At 71.1% G+C, this 13950-nt stretch carries 15 protein-coding genes; 8 read left to right on the top strand and 7 right to left on the bottom strand.

What is annotated here, in order from left to right; all coding sequences use genetic code 11:
* Nucleotides 1–9 precede the first annotated feature (9 nt).
* Both ISG29_RS18500 and ppgK read right to left on the bottom strand, forming a co-directional pair.
* Nucleotides 10–666 (bottom strand): hypothetical protein, encoded by a 657-nt coding sequence (locus tag ISG29_RS18500; protein ID WP_194504940.1) that lies wholly within the window; start codon nt 664–666, stop codon nt 10–12.
* Between the two features lie 107 nt (nt 667–773).
* Nucleotides 774–1535 (bottom strand): polyphosphate--glucose phosphotransferase, encoded by a 762-nt coding sequence (gene ppgK / locus ISG29_RS18505; protein ID WP_194504941.1) that lies wholly within the window; start codon nt 1533–1535, stop codon nt 774–776.
* A gap of 112 nt (nt 1536–1647) precedes the next feature.
* Between ppgK and ISG29_RS21150 the strand changes: the two genes are divergently transcribed.
* The 3 genes from ISG29_RS21150 to ISG29_RS18520 are packed head-to-tail and all read left to right on the top strand — an operon-like array spanning nt 1648 to nt 3895.
* Nucleotides 1648–3090: a fatty acid desaturase gene (locus ISG29_RS21150; protein ID WP_194504942.1), complete on the top strand. Its 1443-nt coding sequence runs from the start codon at nt 1648–1650 to the stop codon at nt 3088–3090.
* A complete protein-coding gene (locus ISG29_RS18515) occupies nt 3090–3284 on the top strand; it encodes a ferredoxin (RefSeq protein WP_194504943.1) in 195 nt (64 codons plus the stop codon). Before ISG29_RS21150 ends, ISG29_RS18515 begins: the two co-directional genes overlap by 1 nt.
* A 32-nt stretch (nt 3285–3316) precedes the next feature.
* Nucleotides 3317–3895: a TetR/AcrR family transcriptional regulator gene (locus ISG29_RS18520; protein ID WP_194504944.1), complete on the top strand. Its 579-nt coding sequence runs from the start codon at nt 3317–3319 to the stop codon at nt 3893–3895.
* Nucleotides 3896–3962: 67 nt separating this feature from the next.
* Here ISG29_RS18520 and ISG29_RS18525 read toward each other — a convergent pair whose 3' ends face one another.
* Nucleotides 3963–4814 carry a GTP-binding protein LepA gene (locus ISG29_RS18525; protein WP_328829807.1) on the bottom strand — a complete coding sequence of 284 codons (852 nt, stop codon included), beginning with the start codon at nt 4812–4814 and terminating at the stop codon, nt 3963–3965.
* Nucleotides 4815–4908: 94 nt separating this feature from the next.
* Between ISG29_RS18525 and ISG29_RS18530 the strand changes: the two genes are divergently transcribed.
* Complete coding sequence (locus ISG29_RS18530; protein WP_194504945.1) at nt 4909–6171, top strand: M15 family metallopeptidase; 1263 nt, start codon at nt 4909–4911, stop codon at nt 6169–6171.
* 24 nt (nt 6172–6195) lie between these two features.
* On the opposite strand, the gene ISG29_RS18535 is transcribed toward ISG29_RS18530, so the two are convergent.
* Together ISG29_RS18535 and ISG29_RS18540 are read right to left on the bottom strand one after the other, a co-directional pair.
* On the bottom strand, nt 6196–6561 hold the full coding sequence (locus ISG29_RS18535; RefSeq protein WP_194504946.1) for a thiol-disulfide oxidoreductase DCC family protein: 366 nt from the start codon (nt 6559–6561) through the stop codon (nt 6196–6198).
* 66 nt (nt 6562–6627) lie between these two features.
* The gene (locus ISG29_RS18540; protein ID WP_194504947.1) at nt 6628–7491 is read right to left on the bottom strand and encodes an alpha/beta hydrolase fold domain-containing protein; all 864 of its coding nucleotides are present in this window, start codon (nt 7489–7491) and stop codon (nt 6628–6630) included.
* 133 nt (nt 7492–7624) lie between these two features.
* On the opposite strand from ISG29_RS18540, the gene ISG29_RS18545 reads away from it, so the two are divergent.
* Genes ISG29_RS18545 through ISG29_RS18555 form a run of 3 tightly spaced genes read left to right on the top strand, consistent with a single transcriptional unit; the run spans nt 7625 to nt 10984 of the window.
* Nucleotides 7625–8617: an NADPH:quinone oxidoreductase family protein gene (locus ISG29_RS18545; protein WP_194504948.1), complete on the top strand. Its 993-nt coding sequence runs from the start codon at nt 7625–7627 to the stop codon at nt 8615–8617.
* 10 nt (nt 8618–8627) lie between these two features.
* A complete protein-coding gene (locus tag ISG29_RS18550) occupies nt 8628–8978 on the top strand; it encodes a hypothetical protein (protein WP_194504949.1) in 351 nt (116 codons plus the stop codon).
* Nucleotides 8979–9007: 29 nt separating this feature from the next.
* Nucleotides 9008–10984, top strand: coding sequence for a M13 family metallopeptidase (locus ISG29_RS18555; protein ID WP_328829811.1), 1977 nt, complete (start codon nt 9008–9010; stop codon nt 10982–10984).
* A 16-nt stretch (nt 10985–11000) separates the two neighbouring features.
* Here the strand turns inward: ISG29_RS18555 and ISG29_RS18560 are convergent, their stop codons facing one another.
* Complete coding sequence (locus tag ISG29_RS18560) at nt 11001–11477, bottom strand: hypothetical protein (RefSeq protein WP_194504950.1); 477 nt, start codon at nt 11475–11477, stop codon at nt 11001–11003.
* Between the two features lie 228 nt (nt 11478–11705).
* Here ISG29_RS18560 and ISG29_RS18565 point away from each other — a divergent pair, with 228 nt between their 5' ends.
* Nucleotides 11706–13157, top strand: coding sequence for a PKD domain-containing protein (locus ISG29_RS18565; protein ID WP_194504951.1), 1452 nt, complete (start codon nt 11706–11708; stop codon nt 13155–13157).
* A 101-nt stretch (nt 13158–13258) separates the two neighbouring features.
* Here the strand turns inward: ISG29_RS18565 and ISG29_RS18570 are convergent, their stop codons facing one another.
* Nucleotides 13259–13861, bottom strand: coding sequence for a calcium-binding protein (locus ISG29_RS18570; RefSeq protein ID WP_194504952.1), 603 nt, complete (start codon nt 13859–13861; stop codon nt 13259–13261).
* Nucleotides 13862–13950: the final 89 nt, after the last annotated feature.

The raw sequence follows: 13950 nt of genomic DNA on the forward strand, positions 1-13950 counted from the left end.
GGCCCGTCGTCACTCGCTCGGCTGCACCAGCAGCTCGGACGCCGGGCGTACCCGCACGCGACGCTTCAGTACGTCGGCGGCGTCTTGGGCCGTCGACGCCGTGACCTCGACGAGGTAGGGCTGGGAGCCCACGAGCAGGGCGGAGCGCCACCGGCCGTCGGCGATCCGCGCCGGCTGCCAGCGGAACCGGGGGCCGGCGCCCCGCGGTGTGGAGCGGCTGCGCTGGTCGGCACCGAGCTGGCGGTCCAGGGTGCGGCGCGTCTGCGACACGCTGGCCACCTGGCTGTAGGTGATCGACACCGCGCGGCCCTGCACGGTCTGTCGGCAGCTCCACATGGTCGCCCGGGTGAACGCGGGGTGGCTGGCCAACTCGTCGGTGCAGTCCTGCTTGGCCGGCTTGAACGTCGGGAACACCCAGGCGAGACCCTTGACCCCGGAGGGCAGCGCGCAGTCGACCGCGGCGTCGGCCCCGCTGCCGTCCCAGCAGGTGACCTCGCCCGACGACGCCGCGGGTGCCACCTGGTGCCAGAGCAGCCGGCTGCCGTAGCCCGCGGCGATCGCGAGTCCGAGCACGATCGGGACGACGACCGCGGCCGTGCGGGCCCGTGTCGGCCTGCGGTGCATGGCCTCCAGCATCGAGCCACGTGTCTGGGCGCGCTGACTCATGACGTCTTCCTCCCCTGACCGGCCTCCCGCCGGACGGCTCCCGCCACGATGATGACGCATCGACCCCCGCCACGTCAGCCGTCCGAGGAGGACAGGCGAGGCAGGAGTCAGGCCCGGCTGGCCTGCAGGGCCGCCCCGACCACGCCGGCCCTGTTGAGCAACCTGGCCGGTAGAACCTCGGTCTCGAGGTCGAGGAGCGGCACGAACTCGTCGGCGCGCTTGCTGATGCCGCCGCCGATGACGAAGAGGTCGGGGGAGAAGAGGCGCTCGAGGGTGCGGTAGTAGGTGCGCAGCCGCTTGGCCCACTGCTTCATGGAGAGATCCTCGCGCTCGCGGGCACTGTTGGCCGCCCACTGCTCGGCGTTGCGGCCGTCGATCTCGAGGTGACCGAGCTCGGCATTGGGCACGAGCACGCCGTCGTGCACCAGCGCCGAGCCGATGCCCGTACCGAGCGTGGTGACCAGCACCAGGCCGCTGCGTCCGCGGGCCGCGCCGTAGCGCACCTCGGCCAGCCCGGCGGCGTCCGCGTCGTTGACGACGTGCACGTCGCGCCCGGTGGCCCGCGTGAACAGGGCGTCGGCGTCGGTGCCGATCCACGCCTGGTCGATGTTGGCGGCCGAGTGCACGACGCCGTGGCGCACGATGCCGGGCACGGTCACCCCGACCGGGCCCGTGGACGCCGGGAACCGGCCGAGCAGATCGACGAACACCTCGGCGACCGCCTCGGGTGTCGCGGGGTGGGGGGTGGGGATGCGCACGCGCTCGGCTGCGAAGTCGCCTGCGTCGAGGTCGACGGGCGCGCCCTTGATGCCGGTGCCGCCGAAGTCGATGCCGAACGGGTGCTGGCTGATCGGGCTCACGGCGTCCATCTCAGTCCACTCGCCCCGCACGAACAAGTTGACAACGATGGCGCTCTTGTCAAGCAACTTGACATTCACTATGGTTCTGTCAACCGACGCCGCCGTCGAAGAGGAGTCGCACATGAGCGAGCAGATCGCCCACAGCACCGTGCCGCACGGGTCGACCGAGCACTGGCAGGACAAGAAGCGCTACCTCTGGCTGATCGGCCTGGTCGTGCCCTCGCTGGCGTTCATGGCCGTGGCCCTCTACGGCCTCACCGGCTGGAGCGTGTGGCTCTGGCTCGGTCCGATCGTGATCCTCGGCATCGTGCCGGCCATCGACCTGTTCGTCGGGCTCGACCGCACCAACCCGCCCGACGATGTGATCGAGGCCCTCGAGAACGACAGGTACTACCGCTGGATCACCTATCTGTTCCTGCCGATCCAGTACGTCGGCTTCATCGGCGCCTTCTGGATCATCGCGGGCGGTGGCGTGCCCGGCGTGCCCGAACTCTCGCTGCTCGGCAGGATCGGTCTCGCTGTCTCCGTCGGCTGCATCGGCGGCATCGGCATCAACACCGCCCACGAACTCGGCCACAAGCGCGAGGCCAACGAGCGCTGGCTGGCCAAGATCGCCCTCGCACCGGTGTGCTACGGCCACTTCTACATCGAGCACAACCGCGGCCACCACGTGCGCGTCGCGACGCCCGAGGATCCTGCCTCCAGCCGGTTCGGCGAGACCTTCTACGAGTTCTGGCCGCGCACGGTCGCCGGCTCGCTGAAGAGTGCGTGGAGCCTGGAGAAGAAGCGCTACTCCCGCAAGCGGACCCACCCCTTCCATCTCGGCAACGACGTGCTCAACGCCTGGCTGATGACGGTCGTGCTCTGGGGCGCCCTCGTGGCCTGGCTGGGCATCGGGATCCTGCCGTTCCTCGTGGTGCAGGCGATCGTCGGCTTCTCGCTGCTCGAGGTCGTCAACTACATGGAGCACTACGGGATGCTGCGGCAGAAGGTGGGCCGCGGAGACCGGATGCGCTACGAGCGGGTCGACCCCTCGCACTCCTGGAACTCCAACAACATCGCCACGAACGTGCTGCTCTACCACCTCCAGCGGCACAGCGACCACCACGCCAACCCGACTCGTCGCTACCAGACCCTGCGCGACTTCGAGGAGAGCCCGGTGCTGCCCACCGGCTACGCCGGCATGATCGTGCTCGCGCTCTTCCCGCCGCTCTGGCGCCGCGTGATGGACCCCCGCGTGCTCGCCCACGTGGACGGCGACCTCACTCGCGCCAACCTGCATCCGCGCAAGCGCGAGCGGATCCTCGCGGCCTACCCGCCGCCGTTTGCACCCCCGCCCGGACCTGCCGACGACGCCGGCACCGGAACCGGCCCGACCGACGACATCGCCGCCGCTCGGTGCCCCGGTTGCGGCTACACCTACGAGGTGGCCGCCGGCAACGAGCTCGAGGGCTTCGCGGCGGGCACGGCCTGGTCGCAGATCCCCGACGACTGGTGCTGCCCCGACTGCGGCGTGCGCGAGAAGGTCGACTTCGTCGCGCTGACTCCCGACGAGGCGGCCTGATGGCGCGCATCGTCGCCGACCACGACACCTGCGAGGGCCTCGGGATGTGTGAGGCCATGGCGCCGGACTACTTCGAGGTGAGCGACGACGACCTCGTCGAGGTGCTCGACGACTCGCCTCGAGACGCCGACCGCGGCGCCGTATTCGCGGCCGTCCAGGCCTGCCCCGTGCTGGCGCTCAAGCTCGTGGAGTGATCCGGCTCGGACCCGCCCTCTACGCTGGGGCGATGAGCTCGGGCCTCCTCCCCACCACACGGCAGCGGGTGGTGCAGGCGGCCGTCGAGCTGACCGGCGAGGTCGGCTGGGCCAAGGTCACGATGGCGCGCCTGGCCGACCGGGTCGGTGTCTCGCGGCAGACGGTCTACAACGAGGTGGGCGGCAAGCCCGGGCTGGCCGAGGCGATGATCCTCACCGAGCTCGACCGCTTCCTCGGCGTGGTCATGGCTGCCTTCGACGAGCACCCCGACGACCTGGTGGTCGCCATCCGCGACGCTGCGACCCGGGTGCTGCGCCTGGCCCAGGGCAACACCCTGCTGCGAGCGGTCGTGTCGGCCACCCACGGCGCCGACACCGAGCTGCTGCCGCTGCTCACGGTGCACTCGGAGTCGCTGCTGGCGGTCGCGCAGCAGGTGCTGGGCGACCGCATCCGCGCCTACCCGATCCGACTGCCCGACGAGCGCATCGATGCCGCCATCGACGCCGTCGTGCGCGTCGTGCTGAGTCACGTCATGCAGCCCTCCGCCGACCCCGCTGTCACCGGCGAGTCCATCGCCTGGATCGCCGGGCGGGTGCTGGGCGAGGGATAGTCGCAGGCGGCGCGTCGGGCGACCGTGGGGCGAGATCACCGGACGCACGCCGGGCATCGCCCCCGCTTCAGGCGGCTCGGGCGCGCGAGGCCTCGAGTGCGTCGTGAAAGGCGCGGGCCACGTACGGCGGCACCCGCAGGCCGCGATCGCGGGCCCACAGCAGCTGCATCTCGACCCGGGTCACCTGGGCCGCGAAGTCGGACTCCTCGTCGATGCCCAAGGTGGCCATGACGTCGCCGAAGTCGGCGCGCTGCTCGTCGTTGTTGACCCCGACGGGTGCATAGGAGAGCCGGCGCATGACCCGCACGAGGAACCGTTGCCAGCCGGCCAGCTCGCTCCACAGTTGACGGGCGGAGAGCTGGTAGAAGGCGTAGTGGCCCGGTTCCTGGCGCCGGATGGGGGCCACCACGGTCGAGGCGATCGCCTGCTCGCCGGTGTCGGCCAGCCCGTCGTGCAGCAGGTTGTAGGCCAACACCGCCGAACGCTCGGTCGACATCCCGGTCAGGTAGTACAGCATCCGACAGACGTCCTGGAAGGCGGGCAGGTGACTCAGCGCGCCGAGCACCCTCAGCTTCGGGCCGACCCGGTCGAGGTCGGTGGTGGCGGGCGGGCGGCCCAAGCGCTGCTGGAGGGTGTCGAGGATGAGGCCGTGCTGGGTCTCCTGCGGCTGCCACACGTCGCGGTAGAAGATCACGTCGACCTCGGGCGGGTCGGGGAGCATCGTGGTCAGCTCGAGCACGTTGCGGTCGACCTCGAGCTCGACGCGCGCCATGTAGTCGAGCACGTGTCCGAACCGGCGCTCGAGCCCGGCCGCGTCGACGACGCTGAAGTCGACGGTCTCCACAGAGATCGGGGGGTGCTCCTCACCCAGCCGCTGCACGTGGGCGAGAAGACGATCACCGGCGGTTCCTCTCAGCACCGTCTCAGCCTACGGTCAGCCGCCAGCACGGGTTCGCCCGAACGGCTGTGTGTGGTTGGCGTCACGTCCTACCATTCCTCCCGGAGGGACGCACATGGGCCGACCGCGCGCGCGGTGGACCGTCCGGCTGGTGGGAGCAGCGGCCGTGACGGCGCTGTGCGCTGCCCTGCTGGTGGGGTGCGGCAGCAAGAAGGCCGGTTCCGACGACGCCCCCGCCGCGGATCCGTCGCCGTCGAGTGCGGCGTCCACGGGTGCCGCCGGTCCGACGAGCAAGCCCGCGGCGACGGCCAGCGCCGACCTCGCCGACGCCGTCGACCCCGCCCACGCGGTGCCGGCGCCCGGTGCACTCAAACAGCGACTGCTGGGTGCCGACCTGCTCGTCTACAGCCCGATGCCGCTCTCCGAGGACGTCGTCGAGCAGGTGCGTGCGCTCCAGGGTGTCGAGGTCGCCGAGCAGATCTCCAAGGCGCAGGTGAACATCGAGGACCAAGCCCTCGACATCGTCGCGGTGAACCCGAAGACCTACCGCCGGTTCACACCCGTGCAGAGCGCGCAGACCACCGACGTGTGGAAGCGCGTCGCCGGTGGCGAGATGGCGATCCTGCCCGGGCTGAAGAAGAAGCTGCCGACGGACAAGTCCGGCTACCTCCAGCTCGGCAACAGCACCGATGCCGTCGACGTGCACGTGGGCGCCTACGCGCCGCAGATCAACAGTGTCGACGCCGTGGTGAACTACGCGTGGGCCAAGGATCTCGACATGGAGCCCGGCAACGCGCTGCTCATCTCCACCGGTCAGACCTCGCCGCAGTCGCTGCTCAAGCCGCTCCAGAAGATCGTCGGCAAGAAGACCGCCGTGCAGATCCTCGGGCCCGACCTGCCCATCGGCGCCTACCAGACCGCCGTCATCGTCGGATCGGTCTCCCAGGCCATCGGTGTCTTCCGCTACACACCGATCGGCGGCGGCCGGGTGGCGCCGGACCCGGCCTGGGTCGCGGCGCACATCACGACCGAGAACATGCCGATCATCGGCAACATGACCTGCAACAAGGCGATCTTCCCGCAGCTGCGGGCGGCTCTGGAGGAGATCCAGAAGACCGGCCTGGCCGCGGCGATCCACCCGGGCGAGTACGCCGGGTGCTACTACCCGCGCTTCATCGCCGGCACCACCAAGCTCTCGAACCACTCCTTCGGCCTCGCCTTCGACATCAACACCCCGGGCAACCAGCGCGGCACGGTCGGCGAGATCAACCGAGCCGTGGTGTCGATCTTCAAGAAGTGGGGTTTCGCCTGGGGTGGCGACTGGTCCTACACCGACCCGATGCACTTCGAGATGGCCCGGATCGTCAGCCCGAAGTAGCGCCGCCCCGCGCCGGACGGCGGCTCAGCGCGGTGCGTCGAGCCGACAGGCGGCGGTGCCCCCGGGTAGCCGGTGCCGGTGGCGCGCGACGACGCGATAGACCACACGAGCCAACGGACGCACGGGAGCCAGCCAGATCAGCCACCCCGGCAGCCGGTAGGCGATGCCGCACGTGCGGAGAGCCAACGAGATCGCCTCGGCCCCCGACGCCGTCGCGCGACCGGCGTCGTCGAGCCAGCGCACCGCCTCGCTCGCCTCGGCCTCGGTCAGGCCGGCGGCGGCCAGGTCGAGGGCCTGCCACGGCTGCACCGTGCACGCGCCGTGCCGCGCCAGCCACTGCGCACACACCGTGCAGAAACCGCAGTCGGCGTCGTAGACGATCGTGCCCACGGGTTCGAGAGTAGTCCGGTTCCGTATTCGGGTGTGTGGCCCGGGAAACCCGAACACGGAACCGGACTACCCCGCCGGGTGGGCGAGCCCGTGGGCCAGCGCGAGCTCGCTCGCCACGTGGGCCATGGTGATGCGAGCGCGCCCGGGATCCTTGGTGAGGAAGTAATGGTCGACGTTGGGCGTCACGTCGTGCCACACGGCGATGCCGGCCTCACGCAGCCGCGCGGCGTACCGGTCGCCGTCCGGGCGGAGCGTGTCGAGCTCGGCGGTCATCACCAGGGCACGCGGCAGGTCGGCCAACGACTCCGCCAGCAGCGGCGAGGCGTAGGGAGAGCTGCGTGTGGCGGGGTCGGGGAAGTAGGCGCGGCGCACCAGCTCGCGCAGACCGGGCGAGATCATGCCGCGTCCGCGAGGAACCTCCGAGGCCCAGGTGTCCGAGAGGTCGAGGGCCGGGATGCCGAGCACCTGGAGCACCGGCGCCGGATGTCCGCCGTCGCGCAGCATCAGGCACACCGCGGCCGCCATGCCGCCGCCCGAGGAGAATCCCCCGACCGACACCGGGCCAGAATCCATCGCCCGGGTCGTGACGTCGAGGGCCTCCTCCTGGGCCCGCGGGAACACGGCGTACGGCGCCGCGTGGAAGTCGACGTTGAGCACGCGCACGCCCGCGGTGGCGGCCAGGAAGCGGCACCACCAGTCGTCCATGTGGGGGTAGCGCATCAGCCACGCGCCGCCGTGCAGGTGCACGTGCGCCGGGGCGCTCGGGTCGCCGTACTCGAAGACGCGGACGTCGCCGTGCCTGGTCGGCACGCTGCGCCGCGGCGGACGCGGCAGGTCGCGACCGGCGAAGCGGAGGTCCGCGCCGTAGCGCACGGTGAACCGCGCCGTGTGATGCATCAGCGTCGCGGAGATGCGGTCAGACCACCTCATCTACCCGACCTCATCTACCCGACCTCATGTGCTGTCCTTCGGTGCGCGCGGGCGATCGGATGGCCGGCCGCCCGGCGGCCACAGGACACGCCACACCACGCCCGGCGGCTACCGCCGCACTAGGGTCGGGCGCATGCGTGCTGTGCAGGTCGTGGAGACCACCGGACCCGAGAACCTCGTCGTCACCGACGTGCCCGACCCCCAGGCCCAGCCGGGGCAGGTGCTGATCGAGGTGCACAGCGTGGGCACCTCGTTTCCCGACCTGCTGCTCAGCCGCGGTCAGTACCAGCTCAGGCCCGAGCCGCCGTTCACCCTGGGCGTCGACGTCGCGGGCGTCGTCGTCTCGGCTCCCGACGACCGGCCCGACCTCGCGCCCGGCACCCGGGTGATGGCCGCCGGTGCGTACGGCGGTGCGTGCGAGCTCGCCCTCTTCGACCCCGATGGCGTGGCGGTGCTGCCCGACTCCTTGAGCTTCGACGAGGGGGCCGCGCTGCCGATGAACTACCTGACCGCCCAGTTCGCCCTCGCCGAGCGCGCGCAGCTGAAGGCGGGCGAAACGGTGCTCGTCCACGGTGCCGCGGGTGGGGTCGGCACTGCCACCATCCAGGTCGCGAAGGGATACGGCGCGAGCTCGATCGCGGTCTGCTCCACCGAGGAGAAGCGCCGGGTCGCCCTCGCCGCGGGCGCCGAGCACGCCGTCGGTGTCGAGGGGTTCAAGGACGCCGTCGCCGAGATCACCGGCGGCCGCGGCGTCGACGTCGTGATGGACGTGGTGGGCGGTGAGGTGTTCACCGACTCCCTGCGCTCGCTGGCGCCGCAGGGCCGGCTGCTCGTGGTCGGCTTCGCCGCCGGCCAGGGCATCCCCGAGGTCAAGGTCAACCGGCTGCTGCTCAACAACATCGACGTGCGCGGCGTCGGGTGGGGCGCCTACGCCATGACCCACGCCGGCTACCAGCAGCAGCAATGGGCCGCGCTCGCGCCCATGCTGGAGTCGGGGGTGATCAAGCCGCCGATCGGGGCGACCTACCCGATCGAGCAGTTCGGGCAGGCGCTGCTCGACATGGACGCCCGCAAGACGCTGGGCAAGGCGGTCGTGCACATCCGAGAGCCCGAGCCGATCTCGTAGAGTCGCCGGTGTGAGCGCGCAGCCCCTGCCGGAGGAGGAGAAGGTCCGGCGAGCCGGGCACGTGGTGCTCGACGCCGTCACAGCCTCCACCGTCACTCCCGCAGGCGACCACGACCCCGTCGACCTGGCGTTCAGCCACCTGCTCGAGATCGACGCGATCAGCCTCTCGGTCTCCGAGAGCGCCGAGGTCGACGACGACGGGGAGACCGCCGGAGAGCTCGAGCTCGACATCAGCCCGTTGATGGGCGGGGTGATGCTCGTGGTGCGGCGGCTCGTGGCCGAGCTGGCCGCCCGCGACGGCGTCGACGAGGCGCAGGTGGTCATGTCGATCCGGTCGGCGCTCGACCACGCCGCCGGCTGATTCGGCGTTTCGGGCTAGGGTCGGCCGTCGTGAGCATCCTCGACGACGCACGCCCCGGCATGGACCTCGACGTCCGGCCCCAGGACGACCTCTTCGGCCACGTGAACGGCCGATGGCTGGCCGAGACCGAGATCCCGGCCGACCGCTCCAGCTGGGGTCCGTTCGTGAGCCTGGCCGACGCGGCCGAGGAGCAGGTGCGCGTCATCATCGAGGAGTTGGCCTCCCAGGGTGCTGACGCGGCCGAGACCGACGACCCCGACGGCCCGGCCAACGCCCGCAAGATCGGCGACCTCTTCGCCTCGTTCATGGACGCCGAGTCGATCGAGGCCGCGGGGCTGCGGCCGGCCCAGCCGCTCATCGCCGCCGCGGAGAAGTTGCGCGACGTGCGCGACCTGGCGGCGTTCCTGGGCGAGTTCGAGCGGGTGGGTGGCTACGGGCTGTTCGGCTCCTACATCGACACCGACGACAAGAACTCCGACCGCTACCTCGTCAACCTGGTGCAGGGTGGGCTCGGGCTGCCCGACGAGTCCTACTACCGCGAGGAGAAGCACGCCGAGACGCGCGAGCAGTACGTCGGCTACCTGACCCGCATGCTGGAGCTGGCCGGGCACGACGACGCCGCCGGGGCGGCCGCGACGGTGCTCGCGGTCGACACCGCGATGGCGGCCGGCCACTGGGAGCGCGCGGAGACGCGCGACGTGCAGAGGACCTACAACCTGCACACCCTCGCCGAGCTCACCGAGCTGTGCCCGGCGTTCGACTGGGCCGCCTACGTCACGAACCTCAGCGGCAGCAAGCGCACCGAGAGCGAGCTGCTCGGCGAGGTCAACGTGCGCCAGCCCTCCTACCTGGCCCACCTCTCGCAGGTGCTCACCGAGGTGCCGATCGAGCAGTGGCGGGTGTGGGTGCTCACCCGGGTGCTGCGCTCGGCGGCGCCCTACCTGCCCGAGCGGTTCGTCGAGACCAACTTCGACTTCTACGGGCGCACCCTCTCGGGCACCCCGGAGCTGCGGGCCCGGTGGAAGCGCGGCGTGTCGCTCGTCGAGGGCGCCCTGGGCGAGGCGGTGGGCAAGGAGTACGTCGCGCGCCACTTCCCGCCGTCCAGCAAGGAGATGATGGTCGACCTGGTCGCGAACCTGCTCGAGGCCTACCGCCAGTCCATCGAGACCCTCGACTGGATGACGGAGGAGACCAAGCAGCGGGCCTACGAGAAGCTCGCGACCTTCCGGCCGAAGATCGGCTACCCCGACCGCTTCCGTGACTACTCCGCCCTCGAGGTGCGAGCCGACGACCTCATGGGCAACGTCGCGGGCGCCGCCGCTTTCGAGACCGACCGACAGCTCGCCAAGATCGGCTCGCCGGTCGACCGTGACGAGTGGTTCATGCTGCCGCAGACGGTCAACGCCTACTACAACCCCGGCACCAACGAGATCTGCTTCCCGGCCGGCATCCTGCAAAAGCCGTTCTTCTCACCCGACGCCCACCCGGCCGAGAACTACGGCGGCATCGGCGCCGTCATCGGGCACGAGGTCGGTCACGGCTTCGACGACCAGGGCGCACAGTTCGACGGCCAGGGCAACCTCAACGACTGGTGGACGCCGGCCGACAAGGCCGCCTTCGAGGAGAAGTCGAAGGCGCTCGTCGCCCAGTACGACGGCTTCGAGCCGCGCAACCTGCCCGGTCAGCACGTCAACGGCCAGCTCACCGTCGGCGAGAACATCGGCGACCTCGGCGGGCTCACCATCGGTCACAAGGCCTACGTCATCGCCTGCGGCGGCGCAGCCGAGGTCGAGGACCGGCGTCGGCTGTTCCTCAACTGGGGCTACGTGTGGCGCACCAAGCGGCGCTCCCAGCAGGAGGAGCAGTACCTCACGATCGACCCGCACTCCCCGCCGGAGTTCCGGGCCAACATCGTGCGCAACCTCGACGAGTTCCACGAGGTGTTCGGCACCGCTCCCGGCGACGGGCTGTGGCTGGAGCCCGGGGAGCGCGTGCGCATCTGGTGAGGGCTCGGCGGGAGGGTCAACCGACGGTGGCGCAGAGGGCGTAGAAGGTGCCGACGAAGGTGCTGGACGTCGAGCGCAGCGCGACCTCCCACGCGGTTCCGTCGGCACTTGGGCGATTCCGGAAGACGGCGACCTCCGTACTCGAGGTCGGCAGGTCGTAACCGCCCGAGATCGCGACCTCACCGTCACCGCAGGGTACGGAGGCGAACGTCGAGCCGTAGTAGTCGCTCGAGGCGGTGACACCGGACTGGATGCTCACCTGGTGTACATCGCTCACAGTGGCGGCGTCGAGCGTGCGCTTGATCGGTCCGGCCAGGTCGGCCTTCTTCACGCTGCCGTCCTTGATGTCCTTGCCCGTGAGGGAGCCGTCCTTCACGTCCTTGCCCGTGATCAACCTGGCCGCCGTGGCGCCCCCGGCGGCGGAGAGCAGGACCACGGCGGCGAGAGCGCCGATGAGCAGGAGCAGGCGCGTGGGACGAGACGCGGAGTTCATGGATCCTCCCGACGGGGCGACCATCGCCCTTGTGGGGAACGGTAGGCCGGGGAGGCAGCACCCGGCACGACCCGTTCGAGTCATGCTCGCGACGCCGCCCGGACTAGACGGCGAGGCGCTGGCGAGGGGTCGCGCGTAGTCCTCCCGGAGGATCTGGGGGTTTACACAGCCGTCGTCGTGCCTCACCCTGAGACGTAGTCGGGGGGCTGCACGATTGTGGGGGGAGCCATGATCGAACCGTTTGCCGTGGCGCGGCACAGGTTCGTCACTCGGTCGCGCGCGCTCGCGTCCGTCACCGTGGGCGCGGCGCTGGCCGCCAGTCTGGTCACCAGTCTGGCCGCGATGGCGCCCGCCGACGCGGCGGCGCCGTCGAGCAACTCGACCTCGATGCGGGTGCGCCCCGAACAGGGCTACGGCCCCGGTGGTGCGCCGTTCGTCGGCGAGTCCTTCACGCTCTCCTCCGACCAGATGCCGACCGGCAGCGCGCCGCGCGCCGGGTGGTCGTGTTCGGTCGACCTCGGCGATGGTCGCCAGGTCACCGGCGAGTGGGACGCCGCCGCCTCCGCCGACGCCGCGCCCTGCACCGTGCAGGCCAGCTACGACCAGCCCGGCAGCTACGACGTCACCATGACCGTCGAGGATCCCGACGGCGCCACGCACAGCGACACCGAGAGCCTCCAGGTCGCCACCCGGCCGAGCATCCGGCACGACTGGGCGATCCAGGGCGAGCGGGTCACCCAGGAGCTGCCACCCACCACCGGACACGTCGAGCTCACGTTCGCCGGTGGCGTCGACGACCCCGGGTGCAAGCTCGAGGAGGCCGATCCCTCCGTCGATGGCAGCACCCCCGCCGTCACCTGCTTCACCCCCGGCACGCACGTCATCTGGGCCAACGACTCGACGGGTGCCGCCTCCGGGGAGCTCGTGCTGCCGGTTGCGAACGCCGCGCCCTCGCTCGACCACTCCGCGACCTACCGGCAGATCGCCGGCCGTCGGGGCGTGCGGTCGAAGGAGGTCGAGGTCGTGCACACCGGCGACGTCGTGCGCTACCAGGTCGCGCACATGGACCCAGGCGTCTCCGCCGAGGTGACCCAGGGTGACCAGGTCACCTGCGACTTCGCCGACACCGCGCCCGGCGACGGCACCGACCCCAGTAGCGGTCAGGGCGTCGAGCTCGGCACCGACGTCACCAGCACGAGCCCGTGGTGCAGCCTCGAGCACGTGTTCACCACCCCGGGCCGGCACACGCTCATCACCTCCGCCCACGACGCCTCCGGTGCCCTCGACAAGCGCTGGGACACCCTCGACGTGCAGTTCCGCCGGGCCGAGGGACTGCTGACCGGGCACACCGAGCAGGTGGGCCGATTCGCCTCACGGATGCGCTTCACCCGCGGCGGACTCGGTGGTCGCCTGGTCTGGCAGCGCCCCGACGGGTCCGTGGTGCGCGCGGGTGCGCCGTCCAGCTTCGCCGTGTGGGGCAAGCGCACTCTCACGTGGCGCTACGAGGTCTTCGACGTCGCCGATGGCACGGACGCCGCCAGCGTGCCGCAGGCGGTCGAGGTGCGGCTCGACCTGCGCAAACGGGGCTGGAAGCGAGCCATGGTGCGGGTCGTCGACGCCGCGGGCACGCACACGATCGGTGCGAAGCGGCTGCAACGCATGCGCGCCACCATCGGCTGACCAGCGGAGCACCGCCGCCGACCGGTACCGGCTCGAGAGCCGCGTCGTCAGCGACTACCTCGCCCGATTCACTCCGGGCTCACTCCGGGCTCAGTTCGGGCTCACCGTTCGCAGTGCCGGGTCGTCTCGACCCCACGACACAGGTCGCTCCCGGCGCCGGCGTGCGCCCAGTCGTCGCCAGCGCCCCCGAAGATCCGGTCATCACCGGCGCCGCCGCGGATCGTGTCGTCGCCGGCACCCGCGCTGATGCGGTCGTTGCCGCGCCCACCCTCGAGGTACTGGTTGCCGGCGCCGGTCTTGATCACGTCGTCGCCGTCGTTGCCCTTGATGCTGCCGAAGTCGGCGCCACCCCAGTAGAGGATGGTGTCGTTGCACTGACCACCTTGGAGGTCGACGTCGGTCTCGTCGCCGTCGTAGCGGATCCGGTCGTCGCCCGGGCCGCCGTAGGCGAGCGGGGCTCCGCAGATGAGGTCGTCACCGCCGAGACCGCGCACTTCGAGGGCGCCGTTCGCGACGATGACGTCGTCGCCCGAGGTGCCGGTGACCCCGTCGCCGCTGCCCACGATCGTGGCCTTCTCGCCGAAGCACGTGGGTGTGCTCGCCGCGTCGGCGGCGCCGCCCCCGAGGCTGACCGCCCAGGTCAGGGCGGTACCGGCGACGAGCATGGCGCTCACTGCGAGCGGGCGTCGAGACGTGTGCTGCATGGTGTTCTCCCGGTGAAGAGGGTTGATCCGTCGCTGGGAGGACGCGCCGTGCGGCGAAAGTGTTGCAGCGCCGCTGCCTCGACCAGTGG

Origin of the sequence: Nocardioides acrostichi, assembly GCF_015319165.1 — a bacterium.
Taxonomy (GTDB): Bacteria; Actinomycetota; Actinomycetes; order Propionibacteriales; family Nocardioidaceae; genus Nocardioides; species Nocardioides acrostichi.